Genomic DNA, 20,175 nt, shown 5'->3' on the forward strand with positions numbered 1-20,175 from the left:
TCTCTTACCAACTGCTGCCGGTACTTTTAAGTTATTAATTTTGTTTTAAATTTGCTTAGTTCAGATTGTTGCTTGTCCGTCAATGTGAACAGTTTCTGGCTACGAACGTTCACAGCTTCTAAGGATTGAATGCTTGTATCTAGGCCGATGACATTCGAAGTGACAGAAGAAGATATGTGTTGGCAAGACTGCAATTGCTCATTCGCAGATAGAGTTACTACATCTGTTTCTTCAGCTAGTGCGGATACATGTTCGTTAATCTCGCTGATCGCTGATTTTGTTTTACCTAAGTGGCCTGTATTACTTTGCATCTGCGATGTACAAGTCGACATATGGGCAACTGCGACAGCACTAGCTTGATTTAGATTATCAATAAGATCCTGAATTTTATGAGTCGCGTGGGCAGTCTGTTCTGCCAACGCACTGACCTCATCAGAAACAACGGCAAATCCACGACCGAGCTCACCCGCCCTAGCGGCTTCGATAGCGGCATTTAATGCTAAGAGATTGGTTTGACGAGCGATGTCTTCAATTACTTTAATAATGTTGCTGATATCTCGTGTTCTTATTTCAACATCAGCAATTGTGCTGGAGCTTTGGATGAGTAAGTTACCCAATTCATCATTCCCAGACACAGTTTGACCAACATAGTCCAGAGCTACACTGACTAAGTCATGAATGTCGTTTGTATGTTCGTTCGTTTTTAAAATGGCTTGCTGCGTCTCTTGGCTAATACTCGCCAATTCCTCAGCAGCAGCTGATATTGAGTGCAAAGAAAGTGTTTGTTTACGCGCAGAATTACAAACTGCACTAATATCGTCAGAGTTAGTTTTACTCTGGCATTGAATACTTACATTGTTGGACTTTACTTGCTCTATTAGCGCCCGATTATAGGACATCACTCTGTGGATCTGACTGGTAAGTGTTGTAAACTCCGAGCTCCAACCCGTCACTTTTACACTTTGCGCATAATTGCCTTTTACAAGTTCATCTAACACCGACAATGTATAGTTAATTGGCTGTTTTATCTTACGTGTTAGAATAATACCTGCGACAATCAGTACCACACCAGACACTCCCAGCATGATTAACTGGATGCCTATAATACTATCGAGTAGATGGTTAACATTAGACTGTAGTTCTTGACTTACACCTCCAACATAACGGTTAACGTCTGACAATTGCTGAGTTAGTTGATTGTCGAAATAACTATAATCGTCTCGAAGCTGATTCAGGTTTTTCGATAGTCGTAGTAATTCAGTCTTAGTTGTTATTAAACTTTGCTCAGAGAAAAGCCCTTGATTTAAGCGCTCACTTACATCTAGATAGTCCTTTTCGCTATTTAGTAAAGGGATTTCATCAAGCAGATATGACTGTTCTTCACGTAAGGTTGGTTCAAGGAAGTTTATCTGCTCTGAGAAAGATATAGCTTTATCTAACTCATTGGCGAATAAGGCTTGGCTTAAGACAACCATCGCTGCGTTGTGTTTTTCTAAATAAGCTTCTACGTCTTTCTTATGGAAATCGTCATCGTTAGATAATTTACCTAGCACCCGCTTCAGTGAAATACTCAGTGATGCTGAGAGATTGTCCATCTCTTGCTTTTCATTATTTAACTGATGCCTAAGCCGTATAGAATGATCTTTATTTTTTCGTATTGCAGAAACATTGGCTTCCAGCTTAGCCAATAACAACGATACATCTTCAGGAACGAGGATATCAGTTAAGTTACTGTCATCAATTTCTTGAGAAAACGATTTTAAGTAATGTTGAACTTTACCGTACTTAGAATCTACTGCCTGTTCATTTCTCGCGGATACTAGGTCCGAAACATAGCGACCCAATGCTTGTTGCTTCTGTTTTAGTTCACTGGCTTTTTCCGTTAGCAGCAGTGAACTTCTAATATTACTAGCAAGAATATCTTTAGCGTCGGAAGAACGGTAAACAGTAAAAACGTTAGTCAATGTGAAGATGGTCAACACGCATACAAACGCTAGAATAATCTGAGTAACGACTTTCATAGCTTTCTCTAGTCAAACGGGAAAAAGGAGAGAGCAAAGCTCTCTCCATATAAGGACATCAGGATAAATAAGGGGGTCCCTGTTAGAACCAAAGTTCAGCTTGAACACCAAAGTTCAACGTGTCAGTTTGACCATCGCGCGTATAACCAGAATCAACGCGGCTTTGCACTTCGTCATCCCATTTTGCGTATGTAACAAAAGCACGAAGCTGCGGACGAGCCCAAAAACCACTTTCTAGAGTTAAAGTTGGAGCAATTGTTGCCTTAATCAGGCCACCATCTGCACCATCAGTTTTTTTCTCGTTCGCATTTTCATAGCCAACTTCGTATTGCATAGCGAAGTTTTTGGTGATTTGGTGATGCGGGCGCACACCGATAGCATAAATGTCACGGTCATATCCCTTGGTTGCAGAGTTTGACCAATCACTCCATGGCGCATAATCAGAGTCTGTTTGGTAGAAAGCAAAGGTCGACATTTCCCAGTTTTCGCTTAAGTTTACTAAGCCATCAAATACAATACGTGTAGACTTAGTATCTTCTGAGTTTGCGAAGCCCCATCCGTTTTTACCTAGCGAATCGCCGGCCGCTAGCCCTTCACCATATTGAAGTGTGATTCGAGAATAGCCATTAGCTACGCCATAAAAACCGTCGAAATTGTAAGCCGCTGCCAATCCAAGTCCATCTGTTGCAGCACCTTGATGCCACGGATGTTCCTCCATCGTATGACCTACGAATTGGAGTGCCAAACCAGTACCGAACATCTCTTTTAAAATCAGGTTTACAGATAAGTCTTCTGGATAGCCTTGCTTAGAAGTATCTACTGGCGCTTCTCCATTGCGGTCACTTGGCATGAATGCATAGAAGCCTAAATCCATCTTTGCGATACCAACATCAACATTGTCTACACCGCCGCCAGTACCGTTATATTGAATGTATTCCCAGTCATATTGGTGATTAGATGTGTTATACGTGTTGTAACGTTTACCAGCCCAGAACGTAACGCCTTGAGCAAAATCGAAGCCACCCATTTCAACGTAACCTTCACGGAACTGAATATCGTGACCATCACCATCAACACAATTCCAGTCAGCAGTACATGTTGTTTCGTGAGTCAGGTTAGCTCTAAATTTAGCCCACGTGCCTTCGTCGGTAGCAAACTTGACTGTTGGCAGCAGTTCAACTTTGGTATTTTGTTCGTTACCTAAACGGAACTTACCGTAGTTAGTAAATAAACCCACGGAGTTTGAACGAGTACCGTCGGAATTAACCAACAGCCCAGACTTCAAATAACCATGTAGTTCAGCAGATGTTTCCAGTGCCATTGTTGGTGCAGAGACAGCAATTAGGCCAAGTAAGATACTTTTCGTTAATTTATGTAGTTCCATAGCGCTTCTTCTTATCGTTAAAGTAAGAGTTAACATTCCTTATAAAAGCCACAACCACTGCTATATAAGGCTCCGTTCATTTCATCCCTAATGTATCAAACCAAAAAATGATAACGTTACGATTTTGATCACCAAAAATAATTTTCTAATAAGTTTTAAATCGTAAATGGGAATTGGATTAAAAATTTTGGCTTTGCGCCAATATTGTTTATTGCTGATGATCACAGTTTATTTATAAAGCAAAACTTTGATCACATTAATGTAATTAGCGGGAGGGATCTCCCTCCCTAAATTGGATTTATAAGAACTCTTGGTTTTTTCTAATCAATGTCAAACGTTGCTGAACGCACGCTGCAGAAGTCAATGGATCTTCCGGCGTGTTTATTACGTAATCGACCAATTGATCTACCGTTGTTGTCAGAACATGACAACGAGTATCTGACGAAGCGTAGTAAATAAACACTTCACCATTCTCGCGAGCAATCAAACCATTGGAAAATACGACGTTAGATACATCACCAACACGCTCCTCACCTTCAGGAGCTAAGAAATACCCACTTGGTCGGTGAGTGACTTTAGCTGGGTTGTCTAGCTCTGTCATAAAAGAGTAAAGCACATAACGTAGTCCTGCCGCTGTCATACGAACCCCGTGGGCAATATGAAGCCAACCTTTTTTTGTTTTGATAGGTGCAGGGCCTTGGCCATTTTTAGATTCTTTGATGGTGTGATAGGTTTTCGGATCAATTACTTGCTCTGCGTCGACCACAGGGTTTTCCATTGAATCGGTAAAGCCCATACCGATCCCACCACCTTTACCTGCTTCAATAAAACTATCTTGTGGACGAGTGTAAAGCGCATACTTGCCGTCAACAAACTCAGGATGTAGAACTACGTTTCTCTGCTGAGCTGAACGAGTTTTTAAATCAGGTAAACGTTCCCAGCGTTTAAGATCGGTAGTACGGACAATCCCACATTGAGCAACAGCCGCTGACTCATCACCTGGTGCTGCATTAGGATCTTTCCTTTCTGTACAAAATAATCCGTAGATATAGCCATCTTCGTGTTTGACCAAACGCATGTCATACACATTAGTATCAGGCACATCAGTCTCTGGAATTTCACAAGGCCCTTGCCAAAACTGAAATCCATCCACGCCATTTTCTGATTCAGCTACCGCGAAGAACGACTTTCTGTCATCGCCTTCAACTCTAGCCACTAAGTAGAATTTTCCATTTAGCTCAATAGCACCAGGGTTTAGAACTGCGTTAATACCCAACCTTTCCATTAAGTATGGGTTAGACTCTGGATTAAGGTCATAACGCCACGCAAGTGGTGCATGTCCAGCAGTTAAGACCGGCTTTTCGTGACGACAAAAAATGCCGTTTCCTGGCAAAACTGGAGGATTTTTATATTGAGTGTTCTGCGCAAATTCTTTTTTTAGCGCTTCTAATCTCGTCTTATAAATAGACATATTTGTTTCCTTTGAGCTCTAGTTATTTATAAATAACTAGAGCGTTTATAAAGCAGGTTAAAAAATAACGTTACGATTTGTTATTAAAACACTTCAGACTTTGTTTTTAATTCGTGCATAATGTCATCAATCGTTGTATAGGCAACCGCTGAATAAGTGTCAGCTGCACCGTAATACACAGCAATTCGACCAGTTTCAGCATCAGCAAGAGCTGCACATGGGAAAGCGACATTCGGAACAAAACCAGTCGTTTCATACTCCTTCTCTGGAGTCAAAATGTAGTCACGTGTACGGTACAGTACTTTCCATGGCTCGTTGATATCCAGTAACGCAGCACCAAAGCTATATACATAACCATTACAAGTACCTGAAACACCATGGTAAATCATTAACCAACCTTCACTTGTTTCGATTGGAATTGGGCCAGCACCAATTTTGGTACCTTGCCACCAGCCATTACCACCTTTACCCATAACGTGACGATGCTTGCCCCAATATTCCATATCATTAGAATGGCTTAAGAAAATATCACCAAATGGCGTATGGCCTGAGTCAGATGGTCGGTTAAGCATCAAAAATTGACCATTTATCTTACGAGGGAAAAGAACACCATTACGGTTAAATGGCACACACGCATTCTCTAATCGTGTAAAGGTTTTAAAGTCTTTTGTCATACCACAACCAAGTGTCGCGCCATGGTCATCAGTACACCAAGTAACATAATAGGTATCATCAATTTTAACTACACGAGGGTCATAAGCGTATGTCGGTTGGAAATCGTTACCTTGCTTATCTTTCCACTCAATTGGTTGATTATCAAATTCCCAATCCAGTGCATTCTGTGAGCGACCGACATGCAGATGTGGACGTCCATTTTTATAATCGCAGCGGAACACGCCGATAAATGCACCTTCAAAAGGAACCACTGCAGAGTTATAGACACGAGCCGCTGCTGGGAAAGGATTCCAACCAATGATTGGGTTTTCACTGTGTCTCCACATCACACCTTCTTCACCTGTTGGGCGCTCTTGCCAAGGCATGTTTGGGATCGAATCACCAATAATTTTTACAGACATGTTTTACTCCAATTGATTGAGTCCTAATACTTTTTACTAAGGACAAATTGTTTTGATACGAATAGGGGCTTAGCTCCCTACTCGTCTCCTCTAAATTAGTTTTCTAGCAGAGCTAGTATCTGCTTTGTCTTCTCTTCTACTAACGCTTGATTACCACGAGACTCGACATTGAGTCTCACAACTGGCTCGGTATTAGATGAACGCAAGTTAAATCGCCATTCATCAAATTCCATACTGATACCGTCAGTCATATCAGTAACAACAGCAGTCTCAACAAATGCATCCCAAACATTGCGCACGGCTTGTTCTGCATTATTAACATGACGATTAATCTCGCCAGAAATTGGGTAATGTTTTTGTGCTTTGGCCACAAATTGTGACAAGCTCAGACCGCTATCTGAAACCAGTTCCGCGATCAATAGCCAAGGCAACATCCCCGAGTCACAGTAAGCAAAATCACGGAAGTAGTGGTGAGCACTCATTTCCCCACCATAAACCGCATCCTCTTCACGCATCCGCTCTTTGATAAAGGCATGACCCGTTTTGGATTGGATGGGAATACCTCCCGCTGATTCTACAGTTTCGATCGTGTTCCAAGTTAAACGAGGATCGTGAATAATCTTTGCACCAGGCTGCTTGTTCAAAAACGCTTGCGCCAACATACCAACGATGTAATAGCCTTCGATGAATTCACCATGCTCATCAAACAAGAAGCAGCGGTCAACGTCACCATCCCAAGCCACACCAAAGTCCGCTTTGTGCTGCTTAACTGCATCAATCGTTGCTTGACGGTTCTCTGGCAACAATGGGTTTGGAATTCCATTGGGGAAATGCCCATCAGGGTTGTGATGAACCTTGATGAACTCAAACGGCAAGCTTGGTTCTAAATTATCAACCATATGTCCTGCCGCGCCATTGCCAGCGTTAACTACAATGCGAAGTGGCCGCAAATTAGCTTTATCTATATAGCTTAATAGGTGTTGAGTGTACTCCTCGCTCATATCGTAACGTTGCGATTTTCGTGTATACAAATCACGATCATTCGATGGAACAAGATTCGACTCACTCACCAATAGCTTAATGTCATTCAACCCTGTATCACCACTGATAGGTTTAGCTTGTTCGCGAACTAATTTCATCCCATTATATTCTTTAGGATTGTGGCTCGCCGTCACCATAATTCCACCATCAAGTCCCAAATGGGATGTGGCAAAGTAAACCTCTTCAGTGCCGACTAAGCCAAGATCTACCACCTCAGCGCCTTCGTCGATAATTCCATAGCGTAACTGTGTAGCCAAAGATTCACTGCTCAAACGAATATCGTAGCCCACAGCGACTTTACTGGCTTTTGTGTGACGCACATAGGCTCTACCAATTCGGTATGCAATCGTCTCATTTAACTCCTCAGGTAGTCGTCCCCTGATATCGTATGCTTTAAAAGCAGTTGTAGTTGTTTTCATAACACCCCCAAAATCGTAACGTTACCATTTTTGTATTTTAACGAGCTAATTTCAAGAAATAGTGATGTTCTTGATACATAAGTGTGATGAGACTTGCGTTTTAATATAATAAAAAAGCCAAGCTTTGAGCTTGGCTTTTTGCTAATAACGATACGAATGAGAATGGCGCCTTCGGAGAGCTTTAACGTTCATGTAATGTAGTTTTCTCGATGTATTGAAGCTTTGTCGCATCCGTCCCCTCAACACATTTCACAATGAAACTGGATAGTTTTTTACCAACACTATGCATATCTTGTCGTAGTCCTGGGATCGGAGGGGTAAAAAAGCTTGGTAAATCGCACGTTTCGACGGCAATGATATCTACATCTTTGCCAATGACTTTCCCTGCATCTTGCACACCTGCGATCATGCCACATGCGCTGATTTCCGAGCCACAGATTATGCCATCAGGAGCTACATCACTTTCCATCATTTCTTTAGCATATGTTCGATAATTTTTTACTTCAGTATCAAAGATAATATCCGTGTCTTTCGAAAAGTTAGCGCCATATTCCATCGAAGCACGCTTAACGCCGTAAAACTTATGCCAACAGTATGTGTAAATATGCGACGAACTCACCAATCGAATGTTCTTTCGACCTTTACTGTACAAATAGCTAGCTGCACGATAACCTATATCGTAATTATCTATATCAACAAAAGAATGCTCTACCGACATTTCCGTTTGCCCAAAAGTCACAAAAGGTATCTTTTGCTCATGTAGATAAGTAACGCGCTCATCTTGTGTTTGGGTTAAATTGAAAATGATGCCACCAGCGAGATTATTTTCTACCGCGTACTTAACTGGCTCTAACGGATCTTGCTCGGGCTCAAGAGGTAATACTGTAAGGTGAAACGGCGTCCCTTCCAAACCGGCAGTAAGCCCGCTGATAAGTGCTAACGTACCGACATCACCGACTATATCACCAGGCTTTGTAACCGGTAAAATCGCACAAATATTATAATTAATACCCGTTCGCAGTCCGAGTCCGGATAAATTAGGTCGGTAACCTAACTTCTCAGCAGCGGCTTTAACTTTCTCTTTGGTGGGTTGTTTTACATCATCCCCATCTTTAAGAGCACGAGATACAGTGGTTACAGATAGTCCCGTGTACTCGGCAATGGTCTTTAATGTTGCTTTCGACATACTGTGATCTTTTCAGTTAATCTTTATTCGTAACGTTATGGAAAGTTTCTCATCATCGCCTTCATTGCTCAAGGAACTAAACCGCTATTTAAAAAAAAAACAGGCATAGATGCCTGTTTTTAAGAGGATAAGCACAATTTTTGTTAAATTCGCTCTTCTGTTGCTGCACAGAACAATGAAACATTTGCCAAATTCAGATGTAAACCCATTTTATCGCCATTAATAATTGTTACGTTAGCATCAAGCTTAGCTCGTAATGGCTGGCCTTTCATATCAAACTCAGCTAACGTCTCTGCACCTGTCATTTCAAAAGCATTTACTGACAATGAAAGTTCATAATGACTATTGAGAGGAGACTGACTTACATGCTCCGGGCGAATACCAAACAATATTTTTCTGCCCTCAGTTGGAGTAGTTTCAAATTGATAGTTGTTTACTGGTATCCAAACATTGTCGATCAGAACACCCCAAGTACCATCTTCTTTATGTAGTACCCCTTTAAGTAAATTGATCTGTGGTGAACCAACAAACTTCGCGACAAATACATTTGCAGGTTGATTGTATATTTCGTAAGGCGTGCCTATTTGCTGTGGAATACCCTTGTTTAGGAGCACGATTTTTGTTGCAAGCGTCATCGCTTCGATTTGGTCATGAGTTACATAGATGATCGTCGAATCAAGCTGACTGTGAAGTTTTTTCAACTCCAAACGCATTTCACCACGTAGTTTTGCATCAAGATTCGACAAAGGCTCATCAAATAGGAAAACCTTTGGTTCTCGCATTAATGCTCGGCCAATCGCAACACGCTGACGCTGACCACCTGATAATTGTGCAGGAGTGCGATCTAATAAATGACCAATCTGCAATAGCGTCGCAACCTTCTTAACTCTTTCCTCAATGTCAGCTTCTGGCTTTTTGTTGATCTTCATACCAAAGCCAATATTTTCTTTCACAGTCATATGAGGAAATAGTGCGTACGACTGGAATACCATCGCGATATCACGATCTTTTGGATCGGCAAGCGTCACATCTTTGTCGCCGATAATCACTTGACCAGAAGTGACATCTTCCAGTCCCGCAATTAGACGCAGTAACGTCGATTTACCGCAACCGGATGGACCAAGCAATACCGTGAATCCACCAGCTTCCATTTCTAGATCGATGTCATTAAGGATGACGGTCTTGCCAAACGATTTATTGAGTTTTTTTACTTCTACTGCATGCATTATGACATCCTCAATTTAGTGCTTTGTGTAAGTTTGATTTTCGAGTTCTACCGATGGGCTTTCCATTGGTGCTATGCGTTGGAATACTTCTAAGCAAGCTCTTCCGTTGTGGTAAGGACATTTCCAAGGTTCAATTTTAGGCTTGGAAATACATGGGCTACCTTTGCGATCCACTTTCCAATACCACTCACCTCTCTCGTTGTCTTTCAACTGATGTAACACAATATTCCAACAATCCTGCGCGGCTTTAAACAAATCTTCTTGCGGTGTTTTTTGGTACGCATTAAAGAAACCAACCATTGCTTCGGCCTGAACCCACCAAATACGTTCAGAGTCTAGCAAATAGCCATCCCTTAATTCGTTGAACACTGCACCATCACGCTCAAGCCCTTCATTTAAGGTCACTAACGCCATGTCTGAAGTCAAAGAAAATACTTGGTTAGCGAGTGTTCGGTCAGTCAGTTCACCAGCGGCTGCGTCCAGCAACCAAGTACCCTCTATATCGTGTCCATATGAAATATCATTCGAGACACATTGCCAATCGCGAGTAAAGAACAAGCCAAAATGACGTGTACTATCAACGACTACGTCAATCATTAACTCAGTCAATGAATGTAACTGTTGCTGCACCTCTTCATCAGGCCATGCTTGGTGCAGAGTAGTATAGGCTTCGAGAATATGTAAATGCGTATTCATCGATTTTTCAGCGAGTACTCCCTCAGATGTATCACACACCAAATGGTTTGGAATCGCTTTCCACTCACAATCAAAAGCCTCAAGGTAACCCCCGAACTCTGCATCGTAGGCATGCGACTCTATTAAGGTAAACAACTGTTTTGCATGCATTAATGCATCATTATCTTCGGACGCCAAGTAATATTCACTAAAAGCGTAAATGGCAAATCCTTGGTTGTATACGTGTTTCTGCGAATCCGTAACGTTACCATTTTTATCCAGCATCCAAAACACGCCACCATGAATTTCGTCAACAGCGTGGTCTAACATATAATTAAAACAATGTCTGGCAGCTTCTAAATACTTTGCTTCGCCAAGAACTCGGTAAGCATGAGAAAACGTCCAAAGTATACGTGAGTGCAGTAGCACCGATTTATCGTACCCCTGATCGACATTCCCATCAAAATCAGCATAACAGTAAAAACCACCGTTCTCAGTATCTTTAAGCGTCAACCAATATTTTAAGATATCTTGCGCTTCTTGCTTTAACGCTGCCTTAAACTGGTGTAATTCAGACATTCTCGTCTCCAAAATGTATTAAATCTGGTCTAATTGAAAATCTTCATTGGCATGCCAAAGCAATGTGATATTACAAATCACTACAGGTACGAATCCAAACAAGATAAACACTATCGGAAGTATGAAAGCAATAAACATACTGACAACTGCAACAGCCAATGTGATTACCAGCGCCCTTCGATAAATGTGTATAAGTCGGAGAGTGACGACTACATCTTGTTTCAATGTTTTGGCTTCGTACAAACTGATTTGAATCAGGCAAACATAGAGAAAAAACGCAGCCATGATTATGATTGGCAATATACTAATGCCTACAACAGCTAACCAGTCAGTCCCTGAGACAACCAGCCAATGGGCATACCAACCCAGAGAAAACATAGGCAAGGCAATAACCCAACCTAATTTATTACTACGTACAAACACCGCTTTGTATTCTTTCCATACGTCTTTCAGACATATTGAATGTTGCTTGTTTAAGTAGCGTCTGGTCATCGTTGCAACAACAACAGTGGCTGGGAAAACACCTAGAATAAGTCCACCAATTAACGTTAGACCTAACCACAATACGTGCATACCCACGGCTCGGGACAACCAGTAACAAGCGATGATAAGCGGTGATTGCTTTTCCATAATTAACCTTTTACAGCTCCATTGGTCACACCAGCGTATATTTGTTTTTGCAAACTTAGGAATATCACAATAGATGGAATTAATATGATCACAATACCCGCTGATATTGTTGTCCATTCAGTACCAAATACTGAAGTAAACTTGTATAAAGCCGTAGATACCGTCACTTGCGATGCATCTGGTAGGTATAACAATGGGAAATAGAAATCGTTATAAATGAAGATAGTACGTAAAATAACAATCGTAGCTATCGCTGGCTTAAGTAACGGCAATATAATTTTTCTATAAATTAAGAAGTACGATGCCCCCTCCATCTTGGCCGCTTCATCTAACTCTTCAGGTATACCTTTCATAAACTGAAGGAATACATAAATCATCACAACGTCAGCACCAATGTAGAGCAAAATTACCGAAGCTTTATTGTTAATAAACCCTAACGACTTTATAACTTCAAAGGTAGCAACTTGAGTCGTAACTGCCGGGATTACCATCGCGATGATATAGGCTAGCAATACTAGTTTCTTACCACGAAACTCGAATCTCGATAGAACGTAGGCAACCTGTGTACCAAATATAATGGTAAAGAACAGGGAAATAAGCAAAATTGTCCCAGTATTCATAAAAGCTAAGCCTAGATTACCGTCAGTGAACACCTTTATATAGTTACTAAGGTTGGCAAAGCTTTCTGGCAAACCCACTTTACTAGTATTGTAATATTCGTCTAGTGTTTTAAACGAAGCCATCAAAACTGAGTAAGGAGGTACCAATACCGCTAACGCTGCAACCGCTAAAGTTAAATACTTAAATCCACTCCAAAATACCCATGACGGATTTGACAGATTTTTCTTTAGACGCGCTTTTTTTATCTGTTTCTCTGAGCGTTGCACACGTTTTAGTTGTTCCTGCTCTTCAAGGCTAAGAGCCAAATGTTGCTCTGACATGTCTATTTCTCCTCTTTAAACAGAACTTTTTGCAAAATCATAAACAGAACAACAATCATCAATAGTAGCACCGCCATAGCAGATGCTAGACCAAAATCGTTGAAGTTAAATGCAGTTTCTAAGGTTGCCATTACAAACGTTTTTGTTCCATTCGCCCCTTTAGTAATGATCATTGGTATTTCGAATACTGACAGAGAACCAACAAATGCCAGTAAGACCTGAAGACCGATAACTAATTTAATTGAGGGTAGAGTAATGAATCTAAATTGCTGCCATTCATTTGCACCTTCAATTCGGGCGGCTTCGTACTGGTCTTGGGGAATAGATTGAAGAACACCAAAAAATAGAATCAAGTTAAAACCTAAATAACGCCATATAGAAGCAGCAACTAACGCCCAGTTAACCACATCACCATCCATCAACCAAGGCTTGATCCACGAATCCAACCCCACGGCAATAAGAAAGCTGTCTAACGCACCATCTACTTGATAAAAGATTTGGAATACCATAGAAGCAGCAACCGCATTAAGCACAAACGGTATAAACAAAAGTGTTTTAAATAGATTTCGACCCGCTAGTTTAGAGTTAACCAATACAGCAAACCATAGCGATAAAGTTAATTGGATTACAGCACCAGCGAAATAGTAAAGTGTAACAAGCAGCGGATTAAGTTGGTCAGGCTCTTCCCATAGATAAGTGTAATTGTCCAGTCCGATAAAATTCTTAACCGGAGCATAGCCATCCCAGTCAGTCACACTCATATAGAAAAGTTGGCTCGCTGGATAATAAGAGAAAGTAAACAGCAAGGTTAACGGTATTGCTAAGAACGCAAAAACGATCATCCTTTGCTGCTGTTTCAACGTTAAATCAAACATAGGTACTCCATCAACGCCCGATATCAGATACTTCTAATTTTAAGGCTTATATTTCGAATCTGGCAAAAATCTTAACGTTACGATTTTTGCAAATCAATGAGCGTTCCTGAAAAGCTACCCTTTATGTGAAACTGATCAATAAACATTACAATAAATATAAAATAACTGTGATCAAACCACGCCCACTTCTAAAATTACATGTTAATGAGAGCGTATGAAATCATGAAAACCACACTACCGAAACGTTACGATAAATGAACTATTAGTAGAGATTATGTAAGATCATTGAGCCATCTCTGTTGCTGGTATCGCCAACCGCATAAAGCTAGCTTAATCAACTCTTCGACCAACATCATTGCGAACACTGTTGTAAAACCAAAGCCAAAGGCATACGCAGCTAAAGCACAAAGTGGTATACTTATGACCCACATCGCAAATAAGTCCATTTTCAAGCAAAACTGATTATCTCCTCCAGCCCTTAATGATCCGTTAATTATGATCATATTGGTCATACGCAAAGTTATTGCAACAGAAAGTATTGTAAGCGCAGGGGAAGCGATACTTAACAAATCTGGCTGATTCAATCCAAGCAATTCGATCACTGTATCCTTGATTAAATAAAGTAAGAAACCACATGTCACCCCCAAAACCATGACATACTTTATGAAATCGGCTGACGTAGATAGTGCGTCATCAAACTCTTGCCGTCCGAGCATGTTACCAATGATCACTGAACAAGCGACTGATAAGCCGAAAAACAAGGAGTAGCAAAGAGATTCAAACGGACTTAGTAAACTAAATACCGCGAGTTCTGTCGTACCCATATGCCCGAATATCATCTGATAGCTCATCGTTCCCAGTGCCCAAAGTATCGAGTTCAACGCAAGTGGAACCGCCAAACCACGAAATTTTCCCACGGACACTTCACCATAATTGCTACAAAGCAACCAATGACTGCGAAATGCAAGAATCGCATAGATTAAGACAAGTTGGACGATACGGCTTATTGTCGTAGCTAAAGCAGCTCCCGCGACTCCCATAGCAGGTACTCCCAACCCACCTTTTATCAACCAGTAATTGAGTACAATATTCAAAATAATGGTAATACTTCCGATTATAAGAGGAGTAATAGCATCACCGCTCGAACGTAACGTAGACTCAACAACAATTACAATATGAGTGAGTATGAGTAGAGGCAGTGCATACCACAAGTAATCTGAACCTAATGTAATAACTATTAAGTCACTGGTTTGTAGCCTCATTAGCCAATTAGAGCCTAGAGTGAGAATTAGCGTTGTTGGTACCATGACCAACAACCCGAAACGGATCGCTATAAACGTTATGCTCTTTGCTTTAGCTTTATCTTCTTTACCCCAATACTGTGCCACTAACGTTCCATTTGCGGTAGCAAGTCCAGCCATGACCATTATGGCCACAAAGTGCCATTTCGAGGCAATTCCCACAGCAGCTGTTGCTTCCTGTCCAAAATCACTTACCATTAAGACGTCAGCCAAAGCTAAAACGGCTACCAAAGCACTTTGTAATGCGACAGGAAAAGCCAGCCTAATGACCTCTATTAATTTAATGTTTTTATTTAAATTTAGCTTGTATAGCATCATTATCACTCGTCTAAATATCGGACAATTTAATGGTGATTAATATAATGATGAAGATAGAATTAATACATGTGCCAAAATAGTAAAAACCTGTTCAAATCCGACATCCGAGATAAAACTATCACTCGAGACTGGAGAGATCACGTCCACCTTTCCGATCAATGTAAAGAGCGGTATTTGACTCAAGCTTCTATACCTGAATTGAGCAAGTACGATATTTTTATGGCTGGGATAGCGCAATTGAGTAAAAGCTATGAGGTCGAACGACAAGGTGAGAATGTACACACTATGCTTGTGACAACTGAAGGCGAAGGATCTCTAATTACAGAACACGGAATCTACACCATTCACAGTAACACAGTTACCATACTGCCTGCTGGCATGCCTTTTCGGTTCGAATTGCTTGATAAGACTCGTCCCTGGAAGATGACTTGGTTCCTACTAAAGCCGACAGAGCGATGGCATCCACTAATAATGCTAAACAAACACATCATTCCTTTTGATTCCAGTGAGCAAGTATGGTCTATTTCAAGCCTATTAAACGCTGAAATTGGTGGCCGTCCAGCCTTTCGCCAACTACTCATGACCGAATTAGTTCGATACTTAGATACTGGAAAAACGGAAAGCACGACCTCTACGATCCGAGTACAAGCTATTTTTAATACCGTAGAGTCGCAACTTCATCAAACATGGAAAATTAGCGATATTGCCAAACAGTGCTTTATCAGCGAAGAACAGCTTGGAAGAATATGTCGCACAATTTATGGTGTGTCTCCCCAGGCAAAACTGATTGCAATGCGGATGAATAAAGCACAAGAGTTGTTGCGTTACAGTGACTGGCCAATAGCGGCGATTGCAAATCGAGTCGGCTATAAAGATCCGTACAATTTCACCCATAGATTCAGCCGCACCTTTGGCATATCTCCTAGTCAGTTTCGTAAGCAATACAAGTGAAGAAGTAATGAGTGATAAGTGATGAGCCTTGATCTTATATTTATTAATAGACAGTCAACTGAATCCAATTGACAATAAAATGCCATTATTAGCATGTAACAGAGTTCATTTAGCCCAGTTTAACTAGCATATTAAATACGACTGAATAAAATAAATTAGGCAATACGACGTGATATTTACTGCTTGCTCCATTCTATACAGTAGATTACTTAAGAATAGGCGAAATTTGTCTAGGAGATCGGTGGCAGTCCAAAATAATTTATGGTTTGTCCAATATTAATGGTGCAGTTCAGCTTGTAGTGCTCCGATAATTTCATTATACATAGCATCAATTGAGGCTATGTTTTCTGACCCTTTTCTGCGGATTATCTCGACTTTCATAGAGGGAAGCATGGGAAGCCCTTCCTTTTCGCCCAAGACTTTCAACTCAGGAGTGAGACTGCATTCGGTGAGAACAGCTACCGCGATTCCGCTCGTTGCAGCCACGATTTGCCCTGCTGTACTCGGGCTTTGGTAAACAATCTTGTAGCGCCTTCCACACTTATCGAGCATATCTAATACCACGTTTCTAATGTGGCTGCCTTCATCATGTGCCGCAATTGGCATTGGATCTTTATTCCATGTGCCGTACGCTTCAGACGCAACCCAGTGAACCGCTTCGTTGAAGAGATAGGTTCCTTTATCTAGTCCTTGCACGGTTGTCACAGCCAGATCAAGCCTCCCCGATTCTATTTGTTCTATCAATAATGCCGATGGCTCACAGGTCAGTAATACCTCGACATTTGGATAGTGCAAAGAGAACGCCCTTATGACAGGTGATAAATAAGCTTGAGCATAATCTTCCGGAACTCCAATACGGATTTGACCTCGGATTTCATCGCCTCTGGTCACCTCCAATGCCTCAGAATGAAGTCTTAGGATTTTACGAGCATAAACCAGAAGCTCGTTTCCCGTTGATGTTAGTAATATGCCGCGTGAATCTCGCAAAAGGACTGGACTACCAATTGCCGCTTCCAATTTTTGTATTTGTAAACTAACAGCGGATTGTGAACGATGAACCAGCCTCGTAGCACCAGATATCGAACCCGCGTCCACTGTCGCCACAAATGATTTTAGCCAGTCAATTTGAAGGTCTCTTGATCTCATGGTTTTGTATATTCGATTATCGAATATTATGAATTTATTATATTCGCTTAATTAATTCAAATAGCAACCTTAAGCTATCGATACTCCTTTTCACTCACTAGATAACTTTATGAACATGATCGCCTTTTCCAAAAGTACAGAGTCACATTCAATGCAAATGATCATTGGAGGCTTGTTATTGGGAACTATTGGGATTTTTGTCTTTAACGCGGGGCAACCCCCTGTAACCACTGTGTTCTTTCGTAGTTTATTTGGTTGTATCGCGCTTGGGATATGGATGGGTTTCCATAGAAACCTTAAAGAATTAAAAGTATCACCAAAAAGCCTCTTAGCGGTATCTGTAACGGGGACATTAATGGCGAGTATCTGGTGGCTCTATTTTCTATCCCTCAACTATATCTCTGTAGGGTTGGCGACGCTGGTATACCATTTGCAACCTTTTTGGCTGATTCTATTAAGTGCTGTCATGTTCAGAGAGAACATCAATAGAAGCACGGTGATAGTACTTATAGCGGCATTGGTCGGATTGACTCTCGCCACTGGAGTTTTCGATGATTTAAACCTAAAAACAGATGAGCGTTTTTTGTTGGGTATAGGACTTTGTATGGTGGGGTCAGTGCTGTATGCAATCGCAACACTGATAGCGAAAAGTAACTCTCAGATATCACCAATGAGTTTTGCCTGGTGGCAGTGCCTAGTCAGTGCGTTTGTAACAAGTTGGAGCTTTGCATTAAACGCATCACCAATTATCGAAACCGCTTGGTTTTGGTTAATAAGCCTTGGGGTAATACATAGTGGGCTAGCTTTTACACTCATCTATTCAGGTATGAGTAAACTTCCAACTAGTCGTATTGCCGTACTTCAATTTATTTATCCAGGCGCAGCACTGCTCGTTGATTGGGTCTATTTTGACCACTCTTTTACATTGACCCAGTGGTTCGGTGTGGCTCTACTTGTTTCATCGTTATGGTCACTAAAACGGGGTTAGAGGCATGAACGAACTGTGACCACGCTCCCTCTTTCTTGGTTTCGTTGCTCAATCTCATTCTTTATCGGCTACATCTTGTGGCTTTACAAAAATTCGTTAGGCAACACAACTCGTTAAGTCACCGCGCATATTAACATCTAAAAAGGAAGAAACATGAATATATCTCAACTCACAGGCTTGGAGCACTTAAGCGCAATAATTACCGGAGACATCCCGCCTCCGAGTATTTTTGACACGATGGGAATGTTTAACCTGGAAGTCTCCCAGGGTTCTGTTTTGTTGGGGTGTTGTGCCACAGAACAACATTGTAATCCTATGGGTGGAGTACATGGAGGTTTCGCGGCAACCGTACTGGATTCAGTCACAGGTTGCGCCGTACATAGCATGCTAGAAGTCGGAGTTAGCTATGGTACAGTTGACTTGGCAGTGAAGATGATGAGACCTGTACCCATCAATGAAAAGCTTATCGCCGAAGCAAAAGTGACACATATATCCCGCTCTCTAGGAATTGCCGAAGGGACTATTCGTAATAGTGAAGGCAAACTACTTGCAAGTGGTTCAGCGACTTATTTTATCAAGAGACCGAAAACCTAAGAACAATTTAATACGAGTTTAAACACACTCGAAAAGCTAACTCGCATTCCACTTTCTCTCAAGAATTGCTTCTAGTGCAACATTGATCAATGTACATGTAATTGAACTTACAATTGGGCTTGATTGCGATAAATTTACTGCAGGTATATCTCGGAACTCAACGCGAGTTTTCCATAAGATACTTGTCATGTATTTCAATAATAATCTTACATTAGAAAATATAGGCCAAAATGACGTTATCACTTCTACTTCACTGAACTGCTATAAAACACAAAGGGGCAAAGATGAGTCAGAAGAGATGCCACTGACTTGTGATTACGGTTGCTCGACTTATTAGGAGAAAGATTGCCCTTTGGTTATGTTTACAAACTGTAAACTGGTACGCATACATATACTATATTCTGTATGTGCTCATCTAAGGGGTGAATGGATTGTGGATATTAAGTCGCTTAAAGAATTATCTATTGAAATTAACTCGAAAATGCCGTGGTTGGCTGGGATTAAATCTGAACAACAATATCATGAATTGATAGAGTTAATGGATAAGCTGGTAACGGATTACGATGCCAACAAGACGCTTATTGATTTATTGTTTCCTGTTATTGAACGCTACGAAGATAAGTCGGAGTTATTTCAAAAATTTAATGACCACATAGACTCGCTAGATAAAGGCAGAGCTATGTTGTCAGTAATAATTGATCAACATGGTTTAAAACTGAGCGATTTGCCAGAGATTGGCGGTAAACCCTTAATGTCGCTGATTTTAAAAGGTGAAAGAAAATTGACAGTAAGTCATATACAAGTATTGTCTAGGCGTTTTGACATCCCCAAGTACATGTTTATCTAATGTCCTTGTTCTAGAGCAGTTTTACTGTAGCTAAACGCATTTCGAGACAAAAGTGTTTTCAGTACATTTATGCAAAAGACCCTTGTACAAGTTTGTCCCAACAGCTTGTTACACACTTTGCTAAATTAGAAAATAAAGGATTACCTTTGGGGCTCTTAGGTAAAGTGGTGTCCGGAGTTATTTGACCACTAAGAATTCTATGAATAATCCCCATCTTTAATTTTATTCAGTGTCATCAAAACTAATTTCAAATCGCCTTTTTGAACAACTTCTACTGGGGTTAAGCCTCCTAAAGCAGGAATGTGTGATGTTAACCACTTAATCCCCAACTCTTCTGAGCAAAAAACATCTTTGAGTTCAGATTTTAGACATGGAAATTTCGTAATAACTTCTTCTATTTCATCAGCTTGCATATCATCAACCAACGATTCTTTTGGCAACTGTTTTTACTCACAATCCACTTCTCGATAAAAGTGATATTAGATATTTATAGCACACGTTGCTCG

The 20,175-nt window shown here is 40.9% G+C and carries 18 protein-coding genes; 4 read left to right on the top strand and 14 right to left on the bottom strand.

All coding sequences use genetic code 11. The annotated features are described in order from the left end of the window. Positions 1-26 precede the first annotated feature (26 nt). The 12 genes from WJM94_RS04530 to WJM94_RS04585 form a co-directional block, all read right to left on the bottom strand. A complete protein-coding gene (locus tag WJM94_RS04530; RefSeq protein ID WP_444493046.1) occupies positions 27-2,021 on the bottom strand; it encodes a methyl-accepting chemotaxis protein in 1,995 nt (664 codons plus the stop codon). A gap of 82 nt (positions 2,022-2,103) precedes the next feature. After that, positions 2,104-3,405 carry a carbohydrate porin gene (locus WJM94_RS04535; protein ID WP_444493047.1) on the bottom strand — a complete coding sequence of 434 codons (1,302 nt, stop codon included), beginning with the start codon at positions 3,403-3,405 and terminating at the stop codon, positions 2,104-2,106. Between the two features lie 298 nt (positions 3,406-3,703). Continuing rightward, positions 3,704-4,876, bottom strand: a complete 1,173-nt coding sequence (locus WJM94_RS04540; RefSeq protein WP_444493048.1) for a glycoside hydrolase family 130 protein — start codon at positions 4,874-4,876, stop codon at positions 3,704-3,706. A gap of 83 nt (positions 4,877-4,959) precedes the next feature. Beyond that, positions 4,960-5,952 (bottom strand): glycoside hydrolase family 130 protein, encoded by a 993-nt coding sequence (locus WJM94_RS04545; protein ID WP_065301450.1) that lies wholly within the window; start codon positions 5,950-5,952, stop codon positions 4,960-4,962. 95 nt (positions 5,953-6,047) lie between these two features. Continuing rightward, a complete protein-coding gene (locus WJM94_RS04550) occupies positions 6,048-7,412 on the bottom strand; it encodes a phosphomannomutase (RefSeq protein WP_444493049.1) in 1,365 nt (454 codons plus the stop codon). A 181-nt stretch (positions 7,413-7,593) separates the two neighbouring features. After that, positions 7,594-8,598 (bottom strand): LacI family DNA-binding transcriptional regulator, encoded by a 1,005-nt coding sequence (locus tag WJM94_RS04555; RefSeq protein ID WP_444493050.1) that lies wholly within the window; start codon positions 8,596-8,598, stop codon positions 7,594-7,596. Positions 8,599-8,741: 143 nt separating this feature from the next. After that, entirely contained in the window at positions 8,742-9,824 is a 1,083-nt protein-coding gene (locus WJM94_RS04560) for an ABC transporter ATP-binding protein (protein WP_444493051.1), read from the bottom strand. A 15-nt stretch (positions 9,825-9,839) separates the two neighbouring features. Continuing rightward, the gene (locus WJM94_RS04565) at positions 9,840-11,078 is read right to left on the bottom strand and encodes an AGE family epimerase/isomerase (RefSeq protein WP_444493052.1); all 1,239 of its coding nucleotides are present in this window, start codon (positions 11,076-11,078) and stop codon (positions 9,840-9,842) included. Positions 11,079-11,096: 18 nt separating this feature from the next. Further along, on the bottom strand, positions 11,097-11,708 hold the full coding sequence (locus WJM94_RS04570; protein ID WP_444493053.1) for a DUF624 domain-containing protein: 612 nt from the start codon (positions 11,706-11,708) through the stop codon (positions 11,097-11,099). Positions 11,709-11,710: 2 nt separating this feature from the next. Further along, complete coding sequence (locus WJM94_RS04575; RefSeq protein WP_065301456.1) at positions 11,711-12,649, bottom strand: carbohydrate ABC transporter permease; 939 nt, start codon at positions 12,647-12,649, stop codon at positions 11,711-11,713. A 2-nt stretch (positions 12,650-12,651) separates the two neighbouring features. Next, complete coding sequence (locus WJM94_RS04580; RefSeq protein WP_065301457.1) at positions 12,652-13,524, bottom strand: carbohydrate ABC transporter permease; 873 nt, start codon at positions 13,522-13,524, stop codon at positions 12,652-12,654. A gap of 272 nt (positions 13,525-13,796) precedes the next feature. Beyond that, positions 13,797-15,143: an MATE family efflux transporter gene (locus tag WJM94_RS04585; protein WP_444493054.1), complete on the bottom strand. Its 1,347-nt coding sequence runs from the start codon at positions 15,141-15,143 to the stop codon at positions 13,797-13,799. 66 nt (positions 15,144-15,209) lie between these two features. Here WJM94_RS04585 and WJM94_RS04590 point away from each other — a divergent pair, with 66 nt between their 5' ends. Then, on the top strand, positions 15,210-16,094 hold the full coding sequence (locus WJM94_RS04590; protein ID WP_444493055.1) for an AraC family transcriptional regulator: 885 nt from the start codon (positions 15,210-15,212) through the stop codon (positions 16,092-16,094). Positions 16,095-16,370: 276 nt separating this feature from the next. Here WJM94_RS04590 and WJM94_RS04595 read toward each other — a convergent pair whose 3' ends face one another. After that, positions 16,371-17,240, bottom strand: a complete 870-nt coding sequence (locus WJM94_RS04595; protein WP_065301488.1) for a LysR substrate-binding domain-containing protein — start codon at positions 17,238-17,240, stop codon at positions 16,371-16,373. Positions 17,241-17,349: 109 nt separating this feature from the next. Here WJM94_RS04595 and WJM94_RS04600 point away from each other — a divergent pair, with 109 nt between their 5' ends. The 3 genes from WJM94_RS04600 to WJM94_RS04610 all read left to right on the top strand — a co-directional run bounded on the left by WJM94_RS04600 (position 17,350) and on the right by WJM94_RS04610 (position 19,669). Next, on the top strand, positions 17,350-18,228 hold the full coding sequence (locus WJM94_RS04600) for a DMT family transporter (RefSeq protein ID WP_065301489.1): 879 nt from the start codon (positions 17,350-17,352) through the stop codon (positions 18,226-18,228). A gap of 153 nt (positions 18,229-18,381) precedes the next feature. Then, entirely contained in the window at positions 18,382-18,822 is a 441-nt protein-coding gene (locus WJM94_RS04605) for a PaaI family thioesterase (RefSeq protein ID WP_444493056.1), read from the top strand. Between the two features lie 433 nt (positions 18,823-19,255). Beyond that, the gene (locus WJM94_RS04610; RefSeq protein ID WP_444493057.1) at positions 19,256-19,669 is read left to right on the top strand and encodes a helix-turn-helix domain-containing protein; all 414 of its coding nucleotides are present in this window, start codon (positions 19,256-19,258) and stop codon (positions 19,667-19,669) included. A 197-nt stretch (positions 19,670-19,866) separates the two neighbouring features. On the opposite strand, the gene WJM94_RS04615 is transcribed toward WJM94_RS04610, so the two are convergent. Continuing rightward, positions 19,867-20,082 (bottom strand): MbcA/ParS/Xre antitoxin family protein, encoded by a 216-nt coding sequence (locus WJM94_RS04615; RefSeq protein ID WP_444493058.1) that lies wholly within the window; start codon positions 20,080-20,082, stop codon positions 19,867-19,869. Positions 20,083-20,175 lie beyond the last annotated feature (93 nt).

The sequence above is a fragment of the Vibrio sp. YIC-376 genome, assembly GCF_052353105.1.
Lineage (GTDB): Bacteria > Pseudomonadota > Gammaproteobacteria > Enterobacterales > Vibrionaceae > Vibrio.